The following is a 23,717-nucleotide window of genomic DNA, read 5'->3' as shown; positions in this document are numbered from 1 at the left end:
TGAATTAGGCTCCCCTAATTCTTTTAGGTGGTGAGCATGTTTAAAGTTGACAGGCTGCGCTTCGGAACGGCCGGAATACCAATCTCAACCCCAAAGCGCTCAACTGTAGATGGGATAGTCCACGTGAGAAACCTCGGCCTCGATGCGATGGAGCTGGAGTTCGTCCGGGGGGTCAACATCAAGCCCGAGCTGGCCAAGAAGATAAAATACGTCGCCAGAAAGCACGATATCCTGCTGACGGCCCATGCCCCATACTACATCAACCTCAATGCAGCGGAGAAAGCCAAGGTCGAGGCCAGCAAAAAGAGAATAATTCAAAGCGCCGAACGGCTTCACGACGCCGGCGGATGGAGCATTGTTTTCCACGCGGGCTACTACCTCAAGCAGGACCCGGCGAAGGTCTACGACAGGATAAGGGACGGGCTGAGGGCGATAGAGCGCGAGCTGATGGACAGGGGCGTCAGGGTCTGGATAAGGCCCGAGCTGACCGGAAAGCCAACCCAGTTCGGGGACCTGAAGGAGCTTGTAAAGCTCAGCGAGGAGCTTGAGACGGTTCTGCCGACAATAGACTTCGCCCACGCTCATGCGAGGAACAAAGGAAAATGCAACTCCCTTGAAGAGTGGCGCGAGATGCTGAGCTTCATGGAGGACCGGCTCGGCAGGGAGGCGCTCGACAACATGCACATCCACATAAGCGGTATAAACTACACGGCAAAGGGCGAAAGAAACCACCTGAACCTGCAGGAGAGCGACATGAACTGGGAGGACCTGCTCAGGGTTCTCAAGGAGTTCCGCGTTAAGGGCGTCGTTATAAGCGAGAGTCCCAACATCGAGGGCGATGCACTCCTGATGAAGAAAAGGTACGAGGAGATAAGGGCTCAGTAAGCCTCCACCAGACTCGGCCGGCTGTACCACCTGTGCTCCTCGACATCGATGTGCAAATCGAGGGGTTCAAGCGGCCTGACCTCGTAGCCCTTCTTCCTCCCCCACTTCTCTATCTGCCTCAGCACGACCCTCACCCCGAGGCGGGCCAGCGGGTAGAAGGGTATGAGGAACGGATTTCCCTTCAGGACTTGGGGTAGGCCCCTGATGACCTCCTTCGCCAGGTGCTTCCAGGCATAATAGAGGTGGAGGAACTGCCCGTAGGTTATCATGTCCTCAATGCGGTAGAACTCCTCACCCCTCAGAAGGCCCATGGGCACGAATGCAAGGGGAGTCACTGTGAAGTGTGCCCTTTCGCCGAGCTTCTCCTCGAGTTCCCTCTCCATCGTGACAATCAGCCGGGCCGTTTCTATCTCGTACTCGTCCGTGTCGCCGGGCAGACCGAGTATCGTCGTGTATGCAGGGAACCAGTAGTTCCTGTTGAAGACGTAGGTTCCGTTGAGCAGAACCCAGGGCCATTCCTCGGGGGAGAACGGCTTCATCTTGTTGTTCATGTACCTGCCGATGAGCTCCGGGGCGGCGGTTTCGAAGCCGACCTGTATGCCGACCCAGTGGTTCGGGCCGGCGTCAACGATGCCCGAGATGGCCTCTATCATATCCGGCGCAGCTAGCGCTGCCGCAACGGTTCCGTGGGTAGGGTTCACGTTTCTTGTGTACTTCCTTGCGGTCTCAAAGAGCTCAACCACGGCATCTACGTTGGGGTAGAAGTTCCTCCTGTCCTCGACCATGTACAGGAAGATGTCCTCGCTGTGCAGCCAGGCGTGGTCTATCCCGGCCCTAACGTTGAGCCATATCTCCATCTCGATTTTCTCGAGGGGTATGAAGCGCGCAACCCTCAGGTTGGGCTCGCAGAAGCGGCAGCCCCGCCCACAGCCCCGCATGATCTCCACGAGCCCCTTGTAGGAGGGGGCCACGATGGTGGGTATCTCCTCCACCCTCGGCCAGCCCCTGATTACTATCGTCTCGTCGGCGCTTCCGGCCTCTATCTCCCTGAAGAGCCTTCCAGCAACGTGGTCGGCCTCCCCCATGACGACGTGGTCTATCCTCAGCATTTCCCTCTCGTCCTTCCTGAGGTCGAGCTGCCACGCTCCAGGGCCGCCGACAACGAGCTTGAAGTCCAGGTTCTTCTTTTCCCTTACCGCGTTTATCCTCTCGACGAGTTCCCTGAACTTAACGCGGGTGTAGTTCCTCCACTGGCCGCCGTTGGTGAACATCATGCTTACAGGACCGAGGCCGAGGGGGTCCATCTCGTAGAGGGAAACTATCGTCGTGTCCTCACCTATGAACCTCTCTACCTTCCTTGGGTGCGCCACGACTACCTCGTCCCTCCCGAAGCCATTCCTGAGGAGCGCCGCCTCGACCTTCCGGAGGCCGTAGGGCGCTTGGATTAAGATGCCGTCTTCGTCCGGGAGCTGGGTGTCCATTACCCGGAAGACCCACCTGGGGAGTTTGTCGTAGGGCGCACAGCCGAGGAAGTCCAGCAGGGGGACGTCGTGGTACGTGCTCGTCAGGGTCTCATCCAACGTGAAAACAACCCTGGTCATTTCGATCACCACATACATCTGAAGAAAAAATTGCATATTTAAGAATTTCTATTTTCAGGAGATATCTAAGTGCCAATTTAGAATATTCCAATTAATAACTACAAAACAGAGTAACACAGAACGGAAACCTGGACGTGCTTCCAAATCAGAGGTGCCCCGGAGACCGCGATGGCCTCAGGTATGCGTACTCAAAGTAACATTATTCCATTAAAGCATTACGTTAGAACCAATTTTTGACCCCATATGGGCCCCACAGGAACACCCCCTGTTACACTATGACAATTAAAAGCTGGTATCCACAGGACAACGGTATTCTTATATATTCTTAACCATTTATGTTAACGTAAATTGTTTTGTTTACTGAAAAAATCTATATACTTTTGTTCATAGTTAAAACTGAGTTAGAACTGCCCGCTTGGCAGGGGTGGTACCTATGAGGTTGAGGAAATTGCTCGGAGTTCTCCTGCTCGGGGGACTCCTCTTCGGGCTGGTGTCAGCGTGGAGACCGCCGATTCCCGCGGCTACAGCAACATCGTCCTGCAAAGAAGTATGGGACCACGATGTGGATGAGAAGAGCTGGGGCACTTCTAAGTTTGTCTGGGCCGGCGTCCACGCCAAGGAGGTGAACCTTTGAAGGCCAGAGCTCTTTCGCTTCTCTTCATTTTCCTCCTCTTATCCCCCCAAGTTAGTGCCTTCACTCCACCATCCTGGTTCAAAAACGGGACGTACGTGACGTACGCGGTGCTGCCAGGGGAGGAGAAGTACGAAGGCTATCCCAACATGCTCTTCTACACCCCTCACAAGCTCCCTGATGAAAACCTGAATGCTTTCATCGGCGTGCTCAAAAATGGTCCCCAATCCTGCCAAAAACTCAAAGCCCGGATAGAGAACTCAGGTAGTGACTATCCTCTCTATGGTTTGTCCGTTTTCGGTTCGATTTTTGTGACGTTTAACCTCACGAACGTGACGAATTCTTCCGCGATTGTTTTAATAACCCTGAGAATGAACAACCTCACGCCGGACCTGCGCTGTGCCCTTGATTCATTAACCCTGAAGGGCGAGCTTTTCCTGAATTTGACGGATGGATACTATTACTTGAACGGCACTAAAATAGGTCGACCTTCGTTCTTCATCCTTCCCTACAACCTTCCGGAGAGGGGGGATTTGCTTTACAAGGCATCAATACTGAGGAGGCACGGTTTCACGCTGGTTGGTGACCTTGAGGTGAGCAACGTAACCTTCACCCAGGGCAAGCTCGTGCACACCTTCGTTAAAACCTTCCACCCGCCGTTGATAGGAGTCAAATCAAACAGGCAACCAATACTCTACCAGAAAAAGGGTTATCTGAGCTCGTCCATTGGCATGGACTCTCTCTATGACATCGACACCGGCGTGGCGGTCTCAATTGGGGACTTGCCATATCCCGAACTCTACACCCTCGGCGTGGTGAAAGGGCACATCTTTAACCATTACTCCGCGGAGATGAACGATAAAATCGACTTCTCCAGAGAGTACTGGCCTTACGAGTTCGTTCTTTATGAAACGAACATTCAATTCCCAGAGGAGGGTACCGGAAGAGCTCCGGATACAGGTCTCAGGTACTACCTGCTCGCTGGGTTGATTGTTCTCACCGCATCACTCATCTGGAGGTGGAGAAAGTGAAGAGGCTCCTCCTAATGGGGTTGCTGTTGGCTGTCATCTTCAATCCCACAACACAGGGAGCACTGGCCAGCTCCGCTTACGGTGCCCTCACGATAGAAGGGGACAACCTCACGGTTGAAGTTCGCGGCGTTGGAGTTTTTAACACCCCAATAACTCTCGTCCTTCCGGTAGGGAACTACACTGTGACCGCGGAGGGTCAGGTTGAGCTTGAGGCCAAAGTCTTCGTCAACGCTTCAAAACTCGTGAGGGTGGAATTCAGTACAGTTGAGCCTGATGAGTTGGTGGAGGGAAACCTCACGATCCTCGGCGTTAAAGTGACGTACGACCGGTGGAAGAATTACCCAAAGTACAACTCCCCACCAAGCCTCCACCCCCGAATACGCGGGTGCGGAGGGGTATGGAGTCCCTTTTATTACACGGACAAACCCCTGCCGATGACCCTGGAGGACGCTGGGGACACCATTGCAAAGCTCACCATCAACGGCACTATAATGCCCTGTTACCTGCGGGACAGTACCCAGGACATAAGCGGAAAGCTGGAGTACATCTTCTACACGATTGTGGGTCCCTTTGGAACCTCCGGAATATCGCTCAAAAACACAAGCTTCATACCCCCACTCTCATCCGTTAAAGTAACTTCTGATGTGCCCTACGTGGAGGGCTATCTCTACAACGTCAGCTCCGCCTCGATGGTGACCCCCTTCACCCTAATACTGCCCGTGATTCCCCATGATATTTACAACGTCACCGCCGTGGATTACTACGGGGGTACCCTTAGAATAGACCACCTTCGGAAGGTCGACACCTACAACCTGAGCGTCGGGACCAACCACACACTCCTGACGGCGGTTATACGGCTCAAGCCTGAGAAGAGGTACAAAATAAGCTACAGTCTCAAGCGCGCCCTCGAACTGGTTCGCGTGGAGGAGAAGAAAGCGGAACTTCACCGCGTGGAGGTCAGGACTGACCCGGAGGGAGCATCGCTCGTCATCAGCGGCACCGTCCTCGTCAGGGGCACTTCCCCGGGCACCTTCTACCTGCCCCCCGGGAGCTACACTGTAACGGCATTTCTCAACGACAGCGGTGCCGTCGGGAGCTTCAGCGTCCCGGGGAGGGAAGAGATTAACCTCACACTTAAGCCCCTCCCCGCGACTCTCGTCCTCAACGTCACCCCCGAAAATGCCTCCGTGGCCATCGACGGCGAGCAGGTCAAGAACACGAGCGTGACACTTTCACCGGGCGAGCACCAGGTTCTGGTCTCGGCCAATGGCTACGTCGCGGAGAACTTCAGCGTACTCCTCACCCCAAACAAGTCCAGAACTATAAAGGTGGCCCTAAAGCGCCTCCCAGTTCTGGTTGTTGACACAGAGCCGGCTGGGGCAAGGGTTAGCGTCACGAATCAGACCTGCGCCAGTCCCTGCAGGCTAACCCTAACTCCCGGCCACTACGTTGTCACTGCGTCGCTGGAGGGCTACGAGAACGCGAGTGCTGGAGTTTACCTGAAAGCCGGGGCGAACGCCAGCGTAACGCTGACCCTCGAAAAAATCAAACAGGAGCAAACGACGAGCAGTGTGCCTGCGATTACTCCAACATCCTCAACTTCAAGTGATCAATCATCCTCCAGCGCTTCACCGCTGGACACCGACAAGGGAGTGGAGCTCAAGCTCCTCGTTCTCGCCTTAGTCGTTGGGATTACCCCAATCCTGCTCAGGCGGAGGTGAGCGAATGGGACGCGTCAAAGAACAGCTGAAGTGGGAATTGGAGGACCCCTACGTGGCCCTCATATTTGTTTTCAGCTTCATCCTGCTCGCGGTGACGTTCTACACCAATCTTTTCAGCATTAACGCGAACGTGATGCCCATGGGGCTGGAGATGGCCAGGGGGCAGGCGGCCGCGGGGACGGCCATGCTTTTTCCTGGACTCTCCGATAAGTCCTCCGCAATCTTCGCCATTACCGGCGTTCTCCTTGCATCCCTTACCATCCGCTACGACAGGGACACGAGGGTTGCAAAGAGCGTTTACTCCCTTCCCATCAGGAACTACGAGGCTATCCTGGCAAAGTTCATTACGGTCTTCACCGTCCTTTTCCTCTCAGCCTTCAGTGCGGCTTTTGTTGCCTACATCTACGCCTACGGAGACAGCCCCGGCATGATTAAGGAGGGAATGCTCGGTCAGCGATATCTGCTTACACACCTCATGTACTGGCTTGAAGCATCCCTGTACGTGTCGGCCCTGTCGTCCCTAATAGCTCTCCTGAGCCCCGGCACGTTCGCGTCGATCCTGGGGGGAATTACCGTAATGTACATCCCGGAGATTCTTGACTGGGACTTCCTGCCCCCAAGGATTTTGAACGACGGACTCGTAAAGGCGCACGCCGTGTTCTGGGATCCCGGAGAGAAGCTGAGCGTTTTCTTCAACACGACGTTCTACGCCGGCCTGCTGCTCCCGCTGGTCGTTCTATCACTCACGCTCGTTCTGAGCGAGTGGAGGGATGTTTCGTGAGGCTCATAAAAGCGTTCCTCCTGGCCCTGCTGCTCTTCACCCTCCTTTCATTTCCGCTCCAGGAGAAGGCCCTCAGGACATCGACCTCTGGCATTGTAAGCCAGGAGAGAGGTTTTGTGCTTCCCTCAGCAGGTGTTCTTCGCGTGACGACCAACGCCGGAAAGGGCGTGAATTACAGCGTTTCATTCTACGACCCAGAGGATAACAGGTTCCTCCTCAATGAGACTCCAAAGGGTCAGCTCAACGGGTACTTAAAAATTGAGCACGCCGGTTATTATTTCGCTCAGGTAACGAGTTACTATGCCCCGGTCACCTTAGCGTACAGGATGACTTCAAAGTACCCATCAAAGCGGATTTTGGAGATAAAATACTTTATCGGCGGAACTTCGGCGATACTGCTCGCATTACTGCTTTTTAGGGAGGGGAGAAGATGATCACTGCAGAAAACCTGAGCAAGCGTTTTGGAAAGCTCGTGGCCCTTGACTCGGTCAGTGTAGAGATCGGAAAGGGATTCACCCTTATCCTCGGCCCGAATGGCGGGGGCAAGAGCACTTTCCTGAACCTGTGCGCGGGCCTCTACAGGCCAAGCTCGGGGAGGATTGAGGTTCTCGGCGAGGCTCCGTGGAGCAACGAGGGGGTCAAGTCCAGGCTCGGAGTCTCCTTTGACCCGCCGTCACTCCCAAAGCACAGGGCCGGGCGGGAGTGGCTTGATTACATTGCAAGGTTCAAGGGAGCCGATGATAGCGACGTTCTGAAGAGTGCTGAAATGTTCTCGGTTACGGGTTTTCTTGACAGGCGGATTGGCGAGTACTCCGCGGGTATGCTGAAGCGGCTTTCTTTGGCTCAAGCCTTCATCGGAAAACCCAAGTTAGTCCTTTTGGATGAGCCCCTTGCAAACCTCGACTTCAAAGGGATAAAGGAGGTCTCGGAGACGCTCGGAAAGCTCGCGAATGAGGGGTTGAACATCGTGGCAGTATCCCATATATGGCGTCCCCTTATCGGCTTTGCCGATGAGGTGGTGGTCATAGCCGCCGGAAAGGTGGTTCTGAAGGGCAGCCCCAAGGAGGTCATCACTCAGATTGAGGAGATATGAGGCCTGGCCCAGTCATTCCATAATTTTTGAGTATCCTCAAAACCCGCTCAGGGGGCAGTGCGTACCTCACACGCCCGTTTCCCTCGATGGTTCTGGCCTGGAGGAGCGCGTTGATTATAGCCTCCTCCGTGGCCTCGGCCGCCGCTCTAAAGAGCCGGCTCAGAGCGTTGTCCGGCAGAAAGCTGAGTAGATGAGCTTCCTTATCCAGAGGGACGGTCTGGGCGGTGGAGAAGGCCAGAACCACGTCACCGCTACCGTGGTAGGCGTAGCCGCCGGTTCTCGCGAGTCCAACCACCGCCCTCTTGGCGAGCCTCCCGAGCTGCCTCGCGGTCAAAGGCGCGTTCGTGGCAACGACGATGGAGATGCTCCCCCTTCCAGAGGCTCCCCTGCCCGGGTAGTCCCTCAGCTCGAGCCCGACCGGAACCCCGGCCACCGTCAGGTCCTCCCGCCTCCCAAAGTTCGCCAGGACGAGCGAGGCGACGGTGTACTCCTCCCCGCCGATTTCCACCACCCGCGAGGAGGAGCCTATTCCGCCCTTGAACTCGAAGGCGCTCATTCCCGTCCCAGCTCCGACCGAACCCTCCTCGAAGTCGAGTTTGGCCCTTTTGACGGCCTCGAAATAGTGCTCCTCTTTAACGGCGAGCTTCCTTATGTTGTTCAGGTAGGAGTCGTTGCACTCCATAACGACCGGAGAAACGCTCCTCAGCTCCGGGTTCAGCTCGATCATGTGCTTGACCATCGCGCTGGCCACGGTGTAGACACTCAGGGTGTTTGTTAGAGCTATCGGCGTCTCAATGTAGCCGAGCTCCTCCACCTGGATAAAACCGATGGGCTTTGAGAAGCCGTTCATGATGAAAGTTGAAGCAAAGAGCCTCTCCCTGTACGGGTTCTTCACCGGTGGAAGGAGAACGGTAACCCCTGTCCTAACGTCTTCCCCCTCGATTATCGTCGAGTGGCCGACTCTAACGCCCAAGTCCGCCATTGAGTTCCTCTTTCCGTGAGGGTGAAGTCCGATCTCTATTCCCAGCTCGGGGGCCTTCATGGTATCACCGGTGATAAATAGCATGCCGGATTTAACAACCTTGCCCAATCAACGCTTATAAAGAGCAAAAACCGAGTTTTGCCCATGAGGGTGAAGCCTTCGAAGCTCTTCCTGCTAATTCCTCTGGCGTTCCTGCTGGTCTTCTTCTACGTTCCCTTAGCGAGCATACTAAAAACGGCCCTGTGGGAGAACGGATTCACGCTCAGGCACATCTCGGCCGTCCTGGCAAACGACTACCACAGGAGGGTCATCCTCTTCACGATAGGGCAGGCCGTAGCCTCAACCCTGCTGACGCTCGCCCTCGGCCTCCCCGGGGCGTACATCTTCGCCAGGTACGACTTCCCCGGGAAGAGGGTCATAAAGGCCGTCCTGACGGTTCCCTTTGTCATGCCCAGCGTGATGGTTGCCCTGGGGTACATTCTCCTATTCGGGAAGAGCGGGATAATCACGGGACTCATCGGCCGCGACCCCGGAATCCTCTACTCCTGGAAGGGAATCCTCCTCGCCCACGCCTTCTACAACTTCCCGATAGTTATACGCATGGTCTCGTCGCTGTGGCAGAGAATAAACCCCCACTACGAGGAGGCGGCGATGGCCCTGGGGGCGAGGGGCTGGACGCTCTTCCGCAAGGTTACCCTGCCGATGATATCCCCGGCGATTTTTGCCTCGGCGATGCTCACCTTCGTCTTCTGCTTCCTGAGCTTCTCCATACCCCTTATCATAGGCGGCTACCGCTACGCCACCATAGAGGTGGACATCTTCACCTCGATAATGGTCCTCCTCGACTTCAAGACCGGCTCGGCGCTGGCCATAATCCAGATACTCCTCAGCATGGGCTTCATGTACCTCTACCTCAGGGCCCTCGACAGCTACGCCAAGCGCGAGGAGCAGAGGGTTTTCAGGAAGCCCCGTCCCTTCACGAGGCGCGACTGGCTGAGCGTCAAGGGACTGCTCGTTGGAACCTACTCCCTAATCGTCTTCGTCTTCATAGTCTCCCCCCTCCTGGCCGTTATCTACGACTCCCTGCGCTTCAGCGGTCAGTGGAGCCTGGAGTGGTACAGGAGGATATTCTCGACCGAGTACAACCCGATGTTCGGAGCGACAACGCTCGACGCGATAAGGAACTCCCTGACCTTCGGCCTCGCCACGGTAATCCTCTCGGTTCTCGTGGCGTTGCCGATAGCATACGCCCTCCACCGCTGGAACTTCAGGGGAAAGAGGCTCTTCGACGTCCTCGTCATGCTCCCGCTGGCCAGCTCCGCCATAACCCTCGGTCTGGGATACATAAGGGTCTTCCACACCACGCCCCTGTACTTCACCGCCTGGATAATCATCGCCGCCCACACGGTGATAGCGTATCCCTTCGTCCTCCGCGCCGTTTCCACGAGCCTGAAGAAGATAAGGCCCAACCTCTTCGAGGCGGCCATGAGCCTGGGAGCCAGGGAGTGGAAGGCCTTCCTGAGGGTGGAGCTTCCGCTGGCGCTCGGTGGAGTCATCGTCGGTGCGATATTCGCCTTCGCCATGAGCATAGCCGAGCTGGGGGCGACCTACATGCTGGCAAAACCTGAATACACCACCATGACGGTGGCGATATACAAGTTCCTCGGGGCGAGGCAGTTCGGCTCAGCCTCCGCCCTGGCGGTTCTTCTTATGGCCGTCTCAACTCTGGCCTTCATGGTGATAGAAAGGGTTGGTGAGGAGGTATGGTGAGGGTAGAGCTAAGGGGAGTGGTCAAGGAGTGGGAAGATTTTCGGCTTGAGATAGGCGAGTTGAAAGTCAGGGACGGCGAGTTCCTCACGCTCCTCGGTCCGAGCGGCTGCGGAAAGACCACGACGCTGAGGATGATAGCGGGCTTTGAAAGACCTGATAGGGGAGAGATACTCTTCGACGGAAGGCGGGTGAACGAGTTACCCCCCTACGAGCGCGGGATAGGCATAGTCTTCCAGGACTACGCGCTGTTCCCCCACATGACGGCCTTCAAGAACGTTGCCTTCGGGCTGGAGATGAAAAAGCTCCCGAAGGCCGAGATTGAAAGAAAGGTGAGATGGGCGCTCCGGCTGGTCGGTCTGGAGGGGCTTGAAAACCGCTATCCGGAGCAGCTGAGCGGCGGCCAGCAGCAGCGTGTGGCCCTCGCGAGGGCACTCGTTGTGGAGCCTGACGTTCTGCTCCTCGACGAGCCGCTGAGCAACCTCGACGCGAAGATAAGGGAGCGCCTGAGGGGGGAGATAAAGAGAATCCAGCGCGAGCTCGGAATAACGACGATATACGTCACCCACGACCAGGAGGAGGCAATGGCGGTAAGCGACAGGATAGCGGTGATGAACGTCGGCCACGTTGAGCAGGTTGGAAAGCCTCTGGAGCTCTACTACCTTCCAAAGACGGAGTTCGTGGCGCGCTTCCTTGGCCTGAGCAACATACTGGAGCTCAAAGCCGAGAACGGAAGGGCCTGCCTCGAAAGCCTATGCTTCGACGTGGGGAGGGAAGGAAAGGTCAGGGTCTTCTTCCGGCCGGAGAGTGTCCACATAAAACCCGGCGACGCGGCGGAGGTTCTCGACTACGAACTCCTGCCCGGCAGGATAAGGCTGAGGCTCGGGATTGGAGATAAGGTAATCCTCGCGGAGCGCTTCCTCGATGAGCTGCCCTTCGGCGTCGAGGAGATGCCGAAGCGAGTATATGTTGAGGTGAGGAGCTTCTCGGTGCTGGGGTGAAAAGCCCAGAGGGTTTTTCAAAGTGCCGTTTCACACCCATAATATTTGTAATGGTTCGAACTGGCATAACTTGGTTCCGGCTTTGTTTTCACTTTTGGTGATAGAAAGGATTAAATAATTTGTCGGCATATTTTGTAATGCAATCCCAAATTGAAAGCACAAGTTGGGACTGGGAAGCCCATAGGTGTTACCGTTGGGGGAACCGTAACGGTGAACCGGCCGGAAAGCCAGGAACAGTGTACCCAACCAGGAGGAGGGAGAAAATTGGACCCTAAGAAGACTGTGGCCGCCATAACGATATCCATTATCTCCCTCTCCATTTTTATGGCGATCCATAATACAACCGCAGAAAACGAACAGGACAGTATCACCCCCTTTCCCCAATGCAGCATAGCCTACGCCCCCAATTTTACACCGTCCAACTCATGGTACTGGAGCGTTGAGGAGGTTATGAACGGAACAATAAGGGGTTTTGATGACAGGATTCTGTTCGAGAACACTGATAGACTGGAAAGGGAGGACTGGCCGTCTGCACTGGGCATAGAGCCGCCCTGCTTCATGGCAAAGGGGGCGCTCCACATTGAGGGAGAAAACGTGGGGACAACATACCGGCCGGTGGTGGGGTTCACCGAATATTCCGGGGTGGAGAACGCCACAATGCCCAAAGGCGAGGTGTACCTGGCACACTACGCAGTACCGACCACCGGGGCGATATGGAGGATTAGGGAGTACGGGGTTTACCCCGAAGATAGGACCAGAGAAGAAACACCGGTAGCTGAATGCAACTGCTCCCGGGAAGACGTTATAAAAGCCACACTGGGGAGAATCGAGAAGGGAGGCTTCATTGAGATTGAATCGAGCCTAAAAACCAGCGAAAACAATTGTTTTGAGCTCATCACCTCCAGACTGTACAAAGGGCCGGAAGGCTACCTCTACGTCGAGTTCGCGAGGGTTAGGGGACTGGACCTAATCAGGGTTCTCATGGTAATGGGAAGGGAGCGGGGGGTGGTTGAGGCCTACTCGAGGGCCCTAAGCGCCGGTGGCCCCTTAGAAGAAGTTAATGCGGGATCCTGGCCCGAACACCCGAACACGTCCGCCTGCAAACTCAGCATGAATCCGGAATTTACCCCCGTTAATGCCTGGGCCGGCTGGAGCGTCAGGCGTCCCCTGGGAAATCTGTACGTGGAATACAACGACGGTCTAACCATCATGCCCCAGTTTTCCCCGAAAAACGTCAGCTCGGAGAACCCCCCGGGAGCTTTGTACGGTGTGGACTGGCCCTCAAGAATTGGGATAACTCCCAAATGCGCGATAGCCGGTAGCCAGGTAGCCTTTGTGACTTGGAACACCGAAAACGCCACGGGAGCATTCTGCCCCACGGTGAGGAACAAGCCGTGTGCCATTAACAGACAATCTCCCTTCCTGCCAGGGGGAAAGGTGTACCTGGCCACGTACGTGATACCCCAGGCCAACACAACATGGGTAATTCAGGAAAACCTCGCCTGTAGGGGGTGGAACAACTTTCTGGAGCCGGCAACCTGCGGGAAAAGGGAGACCACAATAAGGGGAGCCTGCACCTGTCCCATCGGGACCGTTATCGACCAACTCGGGGACGCGATAAATGCGGCAGGATTTGAAGAAGTCCCCCTGGAGAAAAAACCCGTTGAGAACGATTACTTCAGGCCGCTCAGCGTCAAGCTCTACCGCAAAGAGGGCCAGTACCTCTACGTGGAGTTCGCCGAGGTCAAGGGCATGGACTTGGTCAGGGTCCTCATGATAATGGGCAACGAAACGGTGGTAAAAGCCTACGCGGAAGCCTTCACCGCCGGAAGCGTTGAGCAGTAGCCACTCAAAATCGCGGCTTCTCATTTTCTCTCATTTTCAGCACCCCCCAGGTTCGTGAATCCGATCACCCACCCAACGCTTGTTACTTTTGACATTTATCAGTCAAAAAACCTTTAAAAAACCAAGTTATTAGGCAGGAACAAGTCAAATACGGGGTGAAGCTCATGGGGTGGTTCGAGAACTACTTTGAGTTTGATAGGCACGGCACCGACATGAGAACCGAGATTCTGGCGGGTGTTACGACCTTCATGACCATGGCCTACATTCTCTTCGTGAACCCAGCCATACTCAGCGATGCCATGGGCAAAGAAGCTTTTAGCTCGCTCGTAGCTGTTACCGCTCTCTCGGCTGGTTTCGCAACGATCCTCATGGGGCTGTACGCCAAGAAGCCCTTCGCCCTCGCGCCGGGAATGGGACTGAACGCGTACTTCGCCTACAGCGTTGTCCTTGGAATGGGCTACGACTGGCGGGTGGCGCTCGCTGCGGTGTTCGTTGAAGGTTTAATCTTCATAGTCCTCAGCGTCACCAAGGTCAGGAGCGCGGTAATCCACGCGATACCCATAAGCCAGAAGTACGCGATAGGTGCCGGTATAGGCCTCTTCCTGACCTTCATCGGCCTGAACGACGTCGGCCTGCTCACCGCCGTGGTGAACGACGCGGGGGTGCTCCAGTTCACTGGCCTCAACACCGCCGCCCTGACCAGCGGGAAGATACTGCTCTTCTTCTTCGGTCTGTTCCTGGCGATGGTTCTCATCTCCCTCCGCGTCAAGGGCTCGCTGCTCATCTCAATCCTCGCCACGAGCGTCATCGGCTGGGTCACCGGGATAGCCCCCTGGCCGGACCAGCTCTTCTCAACGCCCGACATAAGCTACACCTTCATGCAGATGGATCTACAGGGGCTCCTCAACGTCGGGGCGCTCGGGGTTATCTTCGCCTTCTTCATGGTGGACTTCTTTGACACCCTTGGAACGGTAACCGGTCTGAGCGCCAAGGCGGGCTTTCTAACCAGGGACGGAAAGGTTCCCGACGCCGAGAAGATACTCCTCACCGACGCGATAGGCACCACCGTCGGAGCCGTCCTCGGAACCTCGACGGTCACAACCTACATCGAGAGCGCCGCGGGTATAGAGGAGGGCGGAAGGACCGGAATGACGGCCCTTGTTACCGGTCTGCTCTTCCTCGGAATAGGACTCTTCATAGCGCCGCTGGCCGGGGCTATACCGGCCTTTGCAACGGCTCCGGCACTCGTCATAGTGGGTTACTACATGCTCAGCGCCATAAAGGAAGTGAACTTCGCAGACCACACAGAGGCTATTCCCGCTTTCCTCGTGCTCATAACCATACCCTACACCTACTCGATAGCGGACGGAATAGGCATCGGCTTCATCAGCTACACGATACTCAAGCTCTTCAGCGGCAGGAGGGACGAGGTGCACCCGCTGATGTACGCCCTCTCGATAATCTTCCTGGCCTACTTCGCCTACCTGGGCGGGGCCTTCTGAGTTCCTTCTTTTTTAAGAAGAGCAAAAAGGGAGAACATCACTCGGACTCCGCGTTCTCGGCCAGCTTCTCTTTGATGAACTGCTTGAGAACGTAGGGACACTGCTCCTGTATGTACTGGGCAAACTCCCGTATCCTCTGGACGGTTATCTCGCTGACGTAGTGCTCGAACTGGCAGGCATCATGCTCGGCTATCTCGGGGGGGATGCCCAGGATGTCAATGAAGAACTGCGTGAGGAGCAGGTGCTTCGAGTAGGTTGCCTCGGCTATCTCCCTGCCTGCCTCCGTCAGCAGAATCCTGTCGTACTTCTCATACTCCACCAGCCCTTTATCCGAGAGCTTCTTCAGAGCATCGACGACGCTCGGCGGCTTGACGCGCATCATCTTGGCGATGTCCTTGACGCGGATGATCCCCTTGTTCTTATGAAGGATGTACATGGTCTCGAGGTATTCCTCTTCCCTCTTGCTTACCTCCAACGACCTCACCTGATTAGGCTACCCAAAAATGTTTAAGTAGTTTTCGGGACAGTGCGGACTCCCTCCCCCGGAAGAAGGGAAAAGTCTGTTTTCCAGTTCCAGTCTTCAACGACATGGGTCCGCCGCATCTTGTCGGTGAAATTACCCGAAGGGGCCGTTACTACTTTGGGTGAGGAGGATTATAGGCCCTGCGACGGAGTCCGGGGAAGGATAAAATTTATAAATCCATCCCTGAACCTATCAACGGGTGCAGCCCCGTGGTGTAGCGGCCAAGCATAGGGGACTCTGGATCCCTTGACCGGGGTTCGAATCCCCGCGGGGCTACCATTCAACTGGGCTCCAGATATTCGAACCCCGCTTTCTCCCCTATCCCAGGTTCTGGTTTCGAACTTCAAATTACACCCCAATGCGTATTGTATGTCATTGTTAGAGTGTGCGTCCCTTTTTAAATATCAGGGGATTCCACGAGATTGCAGAAAAATCGCTCATATTCTGCTGCAGATTAACTAAAGTGTTGTAAAATATCCAAAAAATCGTGCAGAAACGGCATTCGAAAGTCGGGGGAACGGAGACAGAAGCCAGTTTTATCTGCTTCTAGGGCCTACATCAACTGAATAAGCCATCGAACTACCGAAAATCCAAAAATCGAACTTTTCAGGAACCCTTAAATAGAACGTCATCCCACTTTTAAAGTGATGTTACACACCGATTGCCTAACATGGAGGTGAAGGCATGAACAGCACCATCAGCTTGGAGAGTGAAATCACCAACCTGCTCAAGGTTCACGGTTCACTAAGCGTAGCGTTCATAACCAGGTTCCTCAACGAGATGGGACTTGATTGCACGCGGCAGAAGGTGGAGAGAACCCTGAGGAAAATGGTTGAGCAAAAAAAGGTTGAAGCATTCTACACGAATGGGAATAAACGCAAGCACTACAGGTTACGGTGATAGCATGGGGGCAACGACTGCAATACTCGGGAACGACAGACGGATGCTCATGATAGAGTTCCTGCAGGAGAGGGACGGTCATGCGGAACTGCGGGACATAGTCGGATATATAGCCGAAAAAGAGGGTGACACCGATAGAAGGCACAGGAAAAGCGTGTACGTCAGCCTGGTGCAGACCCACATCCCGAAACTGGAGAGGGAGGGGGTTATAGCGTTCAATCACGGCGTCGTTACGCTCCTGAAAATACCCGACGATGTTACCGTTTACATGGAAGTGGTGAACAAACACGACATCAGCTGGAGTGCCTTCTACATGGGTACCTCGCTGACATTCATAGCCGCAGGGTGGTATCTGAAAAACCTGCCCCTGCTCCTTGCGGCCATCGTGTACCTGGCCATTAGCGTGGTGCATCACAGGAAGATAAGCAGGCTGATTTAGCCAGTCGGGGCTTAAAACTGTCCCGGTTCTAATTGTAATATGGCTTTAACGCGGGTAATGATGCATTACCCGCCAGTAATTCGGAATTTACTATATACACCAACGTTCCAAAGATGTGAATGAGCAACCGCATGTATGGTTGCCAGCAAGGGGCACTGCGTTGAGTTCCAGTAAACAGTGTGTTGAGTGTTCGTGGTGTGAGACCATAATGCTCATAACTGTTCGCTGCTGTTCCACAGTGCCTCCATATTAGGAGGCGAAAAAATTGAGAAAGAATATTGCCCTTGGAATTTTTGGCCTGATGGTGGCCTTCGGTCTCGTACTGGGAGCTGGCGCCAACTTCAGGGACTACAACGCTGACAGGAGTGTCCATTGGGACATCGTTAGCGATGATAATGAACTCATTGACCTGACGCCCATCCAGCCCTACGCTTACATAAACGACGGTGGCGTTCTCGTCGTTGACATCAGCCCGGACAACCCGAACTACCCCGGCTACGGCCAGGGCCTCAGCCCGAACTCGGAGTACAACTTCGACGAGGTCTTTGAGGTAAGCAACGACCTCTGGGAGGACAACATGACGATAGTCGTCAGGATAACCAACGCCAACACGGCGATACAGTTCTACGGCGCAGACCACGACATCCATGACGCCCAGACTGGAGCAATTGTCTACGCCAGCGACATGGCAAAGAACGACGTCTGCTTCGTTGTAGGCTCGGGGGATGCCGTAAAGGTCGGCATGGACTTCACGGTGGGCAACTCAGCCCCAGGTGACACAGAGAGCAGCACGATACACATCCAGGCCTACAGGCTTGGCACCGAGCCGGCGGAGCTCGTTGGAAAGTGCGGTCAGTGAGGGAGGCGTGAAAGATGAACAAACTATTTGGATTGGCTGTATTGATGATCGGAATGCTCCTGGCCGTCGGCGCCGGGGCAAACTTCCGTTACTACTCGGCCGACAGGACTGCTTCGTTCGATGTCGTCTCTGACGACAACGAGCTGATTGATTTGACCGCACTCCAGCCCTACGTTACCTACGACGCTGGAAAGCTCTACGTGGACATAAGCCAGTACAACCCGAACTACCCGCAAGGCGGCGGTACAGGAATGAGCCCCAACACCACGTACGTCTTTGAGGAGATGTTCCACGTAAGCAACGAGCTCTGGGAGAACAACGAAACGAGCTACCCGATATGCGTCACCATAAAGACCCAGCACGACGACGTGCTCATCTTTGCCGGAACCTACGACGCACCCATAGCTGGGCCCGACAACAACATCCACTTTACCGTCGAGCACGGAGACCCAGTCCCGATAGGGATGATATTCGACAACACCAACTCAACCCTCGGCCAGTACCAGTTCCAGATGAGTATAGAGGCCGTGGCTGGAGCATGCCAGCAGTGATTTCCTTCTCTGGGGTTTCCCCCCTTTTGTTTAGAGGGTGTTAGTATGAAGAGGCTAATAGAACTCACGCTGACCGTTATCATCTTAACCTTTCTCATCGGTTCCATAGTTGGCTTTTTCTTGAACAGGCCGGTTTTTGTATCCTACGCATACTCCGAGAGCATGACCCCAACGATAAACCGGGGCGACCTCTTCTTCATCAACCCCCTCTCAAAAACCGCCGATGTTGGCGATATAATCGTGTTCAACAGAAGGGACGGTTGGACCGTTCACAGGGTGTTTGCCGTCACTGACGAGGGATACATAACCAAGGGTGACCACAACGTTGCCACGGATCAGCAGGATGACATATACCCGGCCGTTGAAAAAGGGGACATCGTTGGGAAGGTCATCACGGTCAGGGGGACTCCTCTGGTAATCAGGGGCGGTGGCAGTTTTATAGAATCCGCCAGAAAAAGAATGACGAACGTCTACGTAGTTGTGGTGCTAATAATTCTCGGCTCCTTCCTAACGTTCAAGGGGGGAGAAAAGAAGCGGGGGGGAAAGAAAAAGAGAGTCGTTAAAATCAAAATGAAAACCCTCTACGCAATGGTATCCGTCCTGATAGTGATGGGTTTCATGTTCGTGACTGTCGCGTCGTGGGGTACCCTGGCATTTACGTACTCCTCAACCCTTGCGGGGGGTCAAAGGGAGGGATGGTACCTCCCGGGGAGCACATTTGAGAGGAATCTGAGCGTGGAGAACAAGGCACTCTATCCGTTCCATTACTTCATAGTCCCGAAGGGCGACAACGTGGTTCTGTTGAACGAAGACTCGTTCAGGCTCCAAGGGAATTCCCTCCACGAGATTAAACTCAGTGTCTCAGTGCCTACCGACACAAGGGTGTACCGCGAGGAAATAGCAGTGTATTCGTACCCGGCAATCCTCCCCGGATGGCTCGTCGGGAGACTCTATCGCGTCAGTCAGTACCTTCCATTAGCGGCGTACGCGCTCGAAATAACCGGAATACTCCTGGTTTTCTACTACCTTGCAAACGTAGGGAACGAGGACGTCATTAGAATCAGAACTAGGCGTAGAAGCCTTCTAAGCAAAGTAATGGGAGATGGTTAAGCATGAGGACGTTGTTACTTCTGGTCACCTTTTTATTGGGGGCTCTGCTCATAGTGGGCTCAAGCGGAAATTTCAGAGCGTACATCGCCGAAAGACCAACAACGGTTGGAATCGTCAGTGGAGAGAATTCCTACGTGGCATATCGCTGTTTAGGCAGCCAGGTGGACCTTGAGGCAGGGGAGGGCGTCGAGTTCATCGCGGTGACTGCCCAGAACCTAATGGACAGAGAGATAAACGTCCATATCGAGGCAGATTTCTCGGAACTCCCGGAGGGGATTTCGGGAGAGGTAAACGGGAGTATTAGAAGCCTGGAACCCGGAGAGTCCGCGGATTTCGAGGCCAGAATTGAGAGCGATGAATACGCGGAAGAGGGAACCTATGAGATTCCTCTGACTATCTATGCGGAGTGGGATGGGGGAAGTGCCAGGATCGAGGCGTGTTCAATACTGGTACATATCTCGTCCAGGGAGTTTATCCTCACAAAGCGACTCATAAGCGGCAATGAGAGCTTTCCAGTGAACACTCCCCAGGAGTGGGTCATGGAGCTCAGTTTCAGAAACAACGGTGAAGATGGCGAGTTCCTAATATTCGACTTTGTAAACCCGGCGTTCTTCAGCATAGATGAGGTCGAGGTCTCCGATGGACAGTTATACGACTGGACACACCACAGAGCCACCGGGGTGATTCTATGGGCGGTCAACGTGACGAGGGGAGAAACCGTGACTATGAGGATACACGTGAGCAACCTGATGCTGTGCTCCCCTTGCACGGGATACTTCTACTCGACGATAGAACCGGGAGAGTACACCCTGAACTACGGGGCATGTCTCATGGAGATGCCGGCCACTGGGGACTGCTGCGAGAACCATGACTGGAGGGAATGGGAATCCTGCGGATGCCATCACCACGACGGTTGCAACCATCACAACTCCCATTGCCCGACCTGCATCGAAAGAAGCAACGGGATAACCGTCGAGGCCTTTGAGGAGGGGTGAAGGATTATGAATATGAAAAAGATTGAAAGGGGAAAAGTCATACTCGGTGCCATCGCGGTTTCTCTCATGCTGGCGGGAGTGTTTGGGGTGTACAGCGTAATGGCGTATTCAACGGACCCAACCACTACCGAGGCAACTTACGAAACCCTCTACTCCGAGAAGGGATGGCTCTCCCATTTGGGATTCTTTACGAATGAAACCGTGTATCAAGACGGAACCAGCTTGGAGTACTATCCCGCAGAGATAACTTCCGCGATAGCCGGCAGGTACACGTACGCGGTAATGCCAGAAAAGAAAGGAATATACAGCGTGACCATGAGCAGGGAGTACTACGTTACCTCCGGCAAAAACAGGATAAACCTGCTGAACACAACGGAAACTCTCGAAAAAGGCAGCTTCACCGGGAGATTCTCGGTGCCGGTACTCATAAACATGAGCAGAATCGAGGAGGATCTCATGGTAGTACGGGAGGGAACTGGACTCCACCGCGCTCAAGTTGATGTGTACCTCACGGTCAGAGTGGAAAATGATGACGGAACAAAGTTCACGCAAAAAATCCAGGTAGTGCGGGACGTATCGGGACTGATAAAGCTCGATGGGGTCGAAAAGGAAAACAAAAAGGTCGTCCGGTACGTAAACACAACGACCAACACCGTTAACTTCGCTGGAAGAGAGGTTCCTGTCTCATCGGCCAGGAGTACCTTTCCCCTGATGGCGGCCCTCTTTCTCATCCCCCCCATAGGGTTCGCATACACAAAATGGGAACGGAAGCCGGACGAGCTGAAGAACCTCCGGAAGTTTATAGTTGAGGGCAAACCGAGCGAAGTGGGGAGCGTTGACCCGGTGGATCTCGACTCTGTGAAAGACTTAGAGCGGGTGTTCGACCTCGTGGACAAGCCCATAGTGCACTACCGCATGGAAAACCAGGACGTTTACGCAATCATAGATGGCGATATAATCTACGAGTACAGGAAGCCCCTGCCAGGGGAAGGGAAGGAGGCCCACTGAGGCCTTTCCTCTTCTCCCGCTTTTTTCCAATTTCCTTAACCAACAACTTTAAAAGCCCTATTCGAAAGCCTAAGCTAGAAGTTCTTAAAGAGGTAAGAGGTGGTTAGAGATGAACCCGTTCCACGAGCTTGAGCCCGGACCGGAGGTTCCAGAGGTCGTTTACGCTCTCATAGAGATCCCGAAGGGAAGCAGGAACAAGTACGAGCTCGACAAGAAGACAGGCCTTATAAAGCTCGATAGAGTGCTCTACAGCCCGTTCTTCTACCCGGTGGACTACGGAATAATCCCGCAGACCTGGTACGACGACGGTGATCCCTTCGACATCATGGTCATCATGCGCGAGCCGGTTTACCCGCTCACCCTCATAGAGGCGAGACCGATAGGCATAATGAAGATGGAGGACAGCGGCGACAAGGACTGGAAGGTCCTCGCCGTCCCCGTTGAGGACCCGTACTTCGACGACTGGAAGGACATAGACGACGTCCCGAAGGCCTTCCTCGATGAGGTTGCCCACTTCTTCCAGCGCTATAAGGAGCTTCAGGGCAAGGTCACCCAGATAGAGGGCTGGGGCAACGCCGAGGAGGCCAAGAGGGAGATCCTCCGCGCCATCGAGCTCTACAAGGAGAAGTTCGGCAAGAAGGAGTGATTTCTTTTCCCCTTATTCCCTCAAGGAGGTTAAGGCATGTACAAGCTCCTCAAGATTAAGGACGTCGTTAGGATTCCACCCCGGATGTTCACCATGGAGCCCAAGGAGGCCGCCAAGATAGTCCTTCGTGAGGCCTACGAAGGGATCTACGACCGCGACGAGGGCGTTGTTCTGGCGGTCATGGACGTTGAGGACATCGGGCAGGGGGTTATCGTCCCCGGTGACGGGGCAACCTACCACGAGGTCGTCTTCAACGTCCTCGTCTGGAAGCCCGAGATGCACGAGGTCGTGGAGGGCGAGGTCATAGACGTCGCCCCGTACGGTGCCTTCATCAGGATAGGCCCGATGGACGGCCTCGTCCACATCAGCCAGCTCATGGACGACTACGTCGTCTTCGACGAGAAGAACAAGCAGTTCATCGGTAAGGAGACCAACAGGATCCTCAAGCTCGGCGACGAGGCGAGGGCGAGGATAATAGCCATAAGCGTCAAGAGCCGCGTTATCAGGGAGAACAAGATAGGCCTCACCATGCGCCAGCCGGGCCTCGGAAAGAGGGACTGGGTGGAAAAGGAAAAGCGCAGGGAGGCTGAGGAGTAATGGCGAAGGAGCGCGCCTGCAGGCACTGCCACTACATAACCACGGAGGAGCGCTGCCCGGTCTGCGGCAGCAGGGACCTCAGCGACGAGTGGTTCGACCTCGTCATAATCACCGAGCCCGAGAAGTCGATGATAGCGCAGAAGCTGGGCGTTGAGGTCCCAGGAAAGTACGCCATAAGGGTCAGATGATGAGGTTCGTACTCACCCCCGAGCTCAGAAGGGAGCTCAAAGACCCCCTCGGAGAGCTCGTCCGGGGGGAGATCCCCGAGCCGTACATCAGGATTAGGGGAGAGCTTGAGAGGGCCAGGCGCGTCGTCACCGTCGGCGACGTGGTGACCGAGAACGTCATCAAGCTTGGTATATCGCCAAGTCTGGCGATATACGACCACAAGACGAAGAGGAAAGCCTACAATCCCTCCGTAGACCCAGGCGCGGTCGTGATGACCGTCCAGAACCCGGCCGGAACCATAACGAAAGCTTTATTAAACGCAATCAGAAAGGGCTTTGGACTGGCCGCGAGGGGCAGGCGTGTTTACATAAAGGTGTACGGAGAGGAGGACCTGGCGGCGATTCCCGCCGTGCTCTACGCCCCCGAGGGCACCCTCGTGCTCTACGGCCAGCCGGACGAGGGAGTAGTGCTTATAAAGGTAACCCCCGAATGCAAGCTCAAGTGTGGAAAGCTCATGTCCAAGATGGAGGTGATTCACGATGGAGATTAAGGTTACCGAGATAAGGGAGAACAAGCTCCTCGGAAGGAAGGAGATATACTTCGATGTCATCCACGAGGGAGAGGCCACCCCGAGCAGGGCCGACGTCAAGGGCAAGCTCGTTGCCATGCTCGACCTCAACCCCGAGACCGTGGTTCTCCAGTACATAAGGAGCTACTTCGGCAGCCGCGTCAGCAGGGGCTACGCCAAGGCCTACGAGAGCAAGGAGAGGATGCTCTACATCGAGCCGGAATACATCCTCGTTAGGGACGGCCTCATTCAGAAGGAGGAGGAGTGAGGTGGTTTAGATGGCTAAGGGCAAGAAGACCAGCCAGAAGTGGAAGCTCTACGAGGTTCAGGGCGGAAAGGTCAAGAGGAAGGGCAAGTTCTGCCCGCGCTGCGGTCCGGGCGTCTTCATGGCCGAGCACAAGGACCGCTGGAGCTGCGGCCGCTGCGGCTACACCGAGTGGAAGAGGAAGTGATTCCTCTCCTTTCTCAGGCTTTTCTACATCCCCTTAAGGGTTAACCTCAAAAAGACGTTGC

General features: G+C 55.0%; 27 protein-coding genes and 1 tRNA gene. 25 read left to right on the top strand and 3 right to left on the bottom strand.

All coding sequences use genetic code 11. The annotated features are described in order from the left end of the window. Window positions 1-36: 36 nt before the first annotated feature. On the top strand, window positions 37-885 hold the full coding sequence (locus E3E42_RS01330; protein ID WP_167902513.1) for a deoxyribonuclease IV: 849 nt from the start codon (window positions 37-39) through the stop codon (window positions 883-885). On the opposite strand, the gene E3E42_RS01325 is transcribed toward E3E42_RS01330, so the two are convergent. Continuing rightward, entirely contained in the window at window positions 879-2,486 is a 1,608-nt protein-coding gene (locus E3E42_RS01325; RefSeq protein ID WP_167902326.1) for a radical SAM protein, read from the bottom strand. The two genes, E3E42_RS01330 and E3E42_RS01325, sit on opposite strands and share 7 nt — an antisense overlap. A 433-nt stretch (window positions 2,487-2,919) precedes the next feature. Between E3E42_RS01325 and E3E42_RS01320 the strand changes: the two genes are divergently transcribed. The 6 genes from E3E42_RS01320 to E3E42_RS01295 are packed head-to-tail and all read left to right on the top strand — an operon-like array spanning window position 2,920 to window position 7,743. Continuing rightward, window positions 2,920-3,120, top strand: a complete 201-nt coding sequence (locus E3E42_RS01320; protein ID WP_167902325.1) for a hypothetical protein — start codon at window positions 2,920-2,922, stop codon at window positions 3,118-3,120. Continuing rightward, a complete protein-coding gene (locus tag E3E42_RS01315; RefSeq protein ID WP_167902324.1) occupies window positions 3,117-4,148 on the top strand; it encodes a hypothetical protein in 1,032 nt (343 codons plus the stop codon). The genes E3E42_RS01320 and E3E42_RS01315 overlap by 4 nt, the downstream gene beginning before the upstream one ends. Next, a complete protein-coding gene (locus tag E3E42_RS12125; protein ID WP_167902323.1) occupies window positions 4,145-5,869 on the top strand; it encodes a PEGA domain-containing protein in 1,725 nt (574 codons plus the stop codon). The genes E3E42_RS01315 and E3E42_RS12125 overlap by 4 nt, the downstream gene beginning before the upstream one ends. A gap of 4 nt (window positions 5,870-5,873) precedes the next feature. Continuing rightward, window positions 5,874-6,650 carry an ABC transporter permease gene (locus tag E3E42_RS01305; RefSeq protein ID WP_167902322.1) on the top strand — a complete coding sequence of 259 codons (777 nt, stop codon included), beginning with the start codon at window positions 5,874-5,876 and terminating at the stop codon, window positions 6,648-6,650. Then, the gene (locus E3E42_RS01300; RefSeq protein WP_058939963.1) at window positions 6,647-7,084 is read left to right on the top strand and encodes a hypothetical protein; all 438 of its coding nucleotides are present in this window, start codon (window positions 6,647-6,649) and stop codon (window positions 7,082-7,084) included. The genes E3E42_RS01305 and E3E42_RS01300 overlap by 4 nt, the downstream gene beginning before the upstream one ends. After that, the gene (locus E3E42_RS01295) at window positions 7,081-7,743 is read left to right on the top strand and encodes an ABC transporter ATP-binding protein (protein WP_167902321.1); all 663 of its coding nucleotides are present in this window, start codon (window positions 7,081-7,083) and stop codon (window positions 7,741-7,743) included. The genes E3E42_RS01300 and E3E42_RS01295 overlap by 4 nt, the downstream gene beginning before the upstream one ends. Here the strand turns inward: E3E42_RS01295 and E3E42_RS01290 are convergent. Beyond that, window positions 7,721-8,785 (bottom strand): P1 family peptidase, encoded by a 1,065-nt coding sequence (locus tag E3E42_RS01290; protein ID WP_167902320.1) that lies wholly within the window; start codon window positions 8,783-8,785, stop codon window positions 7,721-7,723. The two genes, E3E42_RS01295 and E3E42_RS01290, sit on opposite strands and share 23 nt — an antisense overlap. An 84-nt stretch (window positions 8,786-8,869) precedes the next feature. Here E3E42_RS01290 and E3E42_RS01285 point away from each other — a divergent pair, with 84 nt between their 5' ends. From E3E42_RS01285 to E3E42_RS01270, 4 genes are all read left to right on the top strand, one after another. Beyond that, complete coding sequence (locus E3E42_RS01285) at window positions 8,870-10,495, top strand: iron ABC transporter permease (protein WP_167902319.1); 1,626 nt, start codon at window positions 8,870-8,872, stop codon at window positions 10,493-10,495. Further along, window positions 10,489-11,493 (top strand): ABC transporter ATP-binding protein, encoded by a 1,005-nt coding sequence (locus E3E42_RS01280; protein ID WP_167902318.1) that lies wholly within the window; start codon window positions 10,489-10,491, stop codon window positions 11,491-11,493. Before E3E42_RS01285 ends, E3E42_RS01280 begins: the two co-directional genes overlap by 7 nt. 264 nt (window positions 11,494-11,757) lie before the next feature. Then, window positions 11,758-13,338 (top strand): hypothetical protein, encoded by a 1,581-nt coding sequence (locus E3E42_RS01275; RefSeq protein ID WP_167902316.1) that lies wholly within the window; start codon window positions 11,758-11,760, stop codon window positions 13,336-13,338. A gap of 164 nt (window positions 13,339-13,502) precedes the next feature. Beyond that, entirely contained in the window at window positions 13,503-14,840 is a 1,338-nt protein-coding gene (locus E3E42_RS01270; protein ID WP_167902314.1) for an NCS2 family permease, read from the top strand. Window positions 14,841-14,877: 37 nt separating this feature from the next. Here E3E42_RS01270 and E3E42_RS01265 read toward each other — a convergent pair whose 3' ends face one another. Beyond that, a complete protein-coding gene (locus tag E3E42_RS01265; RefSeq protein WP_167902512.1) occupies window positions 14,878-15,315 on the bottom strand; it encodes a metal-dependent transcriptional regulator in 438 nt (145 codons plus the stop codon). A gap of 251 nt (window positions 15,316-15,566) precedes the next feature. Between E3E42_RS01265 and E3E42_RS01260 the strand changes: the two genes are divergently transcribed. From E3E42_RS01260 to E3E42_RS01195, 14 genes are all read left to right on the top strand, one after another. Continuing rightward, window positions 15,567-15,642 (top strand) — tRNA-Gln (locus E3E42_RS01260). Between the two features lie 405 nt (window positions 15,643-16,047). After that, on the top strand, window positions 16,048-16,263 hold the full coding sequence (locus E3E42_RS01255) for a hypothetical protein (RefSeq protein ID WP_167902312.1): 216 nt from the start codon (window positions 16,048-16,050) through the stop codon (window positions 16,261-16,263). Between the two features lie 4 nt (window positions 16,264-16,267). Next, window positions 16,268-16,702, top strand: coding sequence for a hypothetical protein (locus tag E3E42_RS01250; RefSeq protein WP_167902310.1), 435 nt, complete (start codon window positions 16,268-16,270; stop codon window positions 16,700-16,702). A gap of 265 nt (window positions 16,703-16,967) precedes the next feature. Beyond that, window positions 16,968-17,561, top strand: coding sequence for a DUF1102 domain-containing protein (locus E3E42_RS01245; protein ID WP_167902309.1), 594 nt, complete (start codon window positions 16,968-16,970; stop codon window positions 17,559-17,561). Between the two features lie 14 nt (window positions 17,562-17,575). Next, a complete protein-coding gene (locus E3E42_RS01240) occupies window positions 17,576-18,112 on the top strand; it encodes a DUF1102 domain-containing protein (protein ID WP_167902308.1) in 537 nt (178 codons plus the stop codon). A 45-nt stretch (window positions 18,113-18,157) separates the two neighbouring features. Next, on the top strand, window positions 18,158-19,222 hold the full coding sequence (locus tag E3E42_RS01235) for a signal peptidase I (protein WP_167902307.1): 1,065 nt from the start codon (window positions 18,158-18,160) through the stop codon (window positions 19,220-19,222). A 2-nt stretch (window positions 19,223-19,224) separates the two neighbouring features. Then, window positions 19,225-20,217, top strand: a complete 993-nt coding sequence (locus E3E42_RS01230) for a hypothetical protein (RefSeq protein ID WP_167902306.1) — start codon at window positions 19,225-19,227, stop codon at window positions 20,215-20,217. Between the two features lie 6 nt (window positions 20,218-20,223). Beyond that, window positions 20,224-21,225, top strand: a complete 1,002-nt coding sequence (locus E3E42_RS01225; RefSeq protein WP_167902305.1) for a DUF5305 family protein — start codon at window positions 20,224-20,226, stop codon at window positions 21,223-21,225. Between the two features lie 109 nt (window positions 21,226-21,334). After that, window positions 21,335-21,871 carry an inorganic diphosphatase gene (locus tag E3E42_RS01220; protein WP_058938328.1) on the top strand — a complete coding sequence of 179 codons (537 nt, stop codon included), beginning with the start codon at window positions 21,335-21,337 and terminating at the stop codon, window positions 21,869-21,871. A 36-nt stretch (window positions 21,872-21,907) separates the two neighbouring features. Next, window positions 21,908-22,468, top strand: coding sequence for a DNA-directed RNA polymerase (locus tag E3E42_RS01215; RefSeq protein ID WP_167902304.1), 561 nt, complete (start codon window positions 21,908-21,910; stop codon window positions 22,466-22,468). Then, window positions 22,468-22,656 carry a transcription elongation factor subunit Spt4 gene (gene spt4, locus E3E42_RS01210; protein WP_167902303.1) on the top strand — a complete coding sequence of 63 codons (189 nt, stop codon included), beginning with the start codon at window positions 22,468-22,470 and terminating at the stop codon, window positions 22,654-22,656. The genes E3E42_RS01215 and spt4 overlap by 1 nt, the downstream gene beginning before the upstream one ends. Next, window positions 22,656-23,186 carry a GTP-dependent dephospho-CoA kinase gene (locus E3E42_RS01205; protein ID WP_167902302.1) on the top strand — a complete coding sequence of 177 codons (531 nt, stop codon included), beginning with the start codon at window positions 22,656-22,658 and terminating at the stop codon, window positions 23,184-23,186. Before spt4 ends, E3E42_RS01205 begins: the two co-directional genes overlap by 1 nt. Next, window positions 23,176-23,472, top strand: a complete 297-nt coding sequence (locus tag E3E42_RS01200) for a 30S ribosomal protein S24e (protein ID WP_167902301.1) — start codon at window positions 23,176-23,178, stop codon at window positions 23,470-23,472. Before E3E42_RS01205 ends, E3E42_RS01200 begins: the two co-directional genes overlap by 11 nt. Before the next feature lie 10 nt (window positions 23,473-23,482). Further along, complete coding sequence (locus tag E3E42_RS01195; RefSeq protein WP_014012712.1) at window positions 23,483-23,656, top strand: 30S ribosomal protein S27ae; 174 nt, start codon at window positions 23,483-23,485, stop codon at window positions 23,654-23,656. Window positions 23,657-23,717 lie beyond the last annotated feature (61 nt).

The organism is Thermococcus sp. JdF3 (genome assembly GCF_012027495.1).
Taxonomy (GTDB): domain Archaea; phylum Methanobacteriota_B; class Thermococci; order Thermococcales; family Thermococcaceae; genus Thermococcus.
Note: the sequence above shows the minus strand (reverse complement) of the source record. Positions and strands in the feature narration are given on the sequence as shown.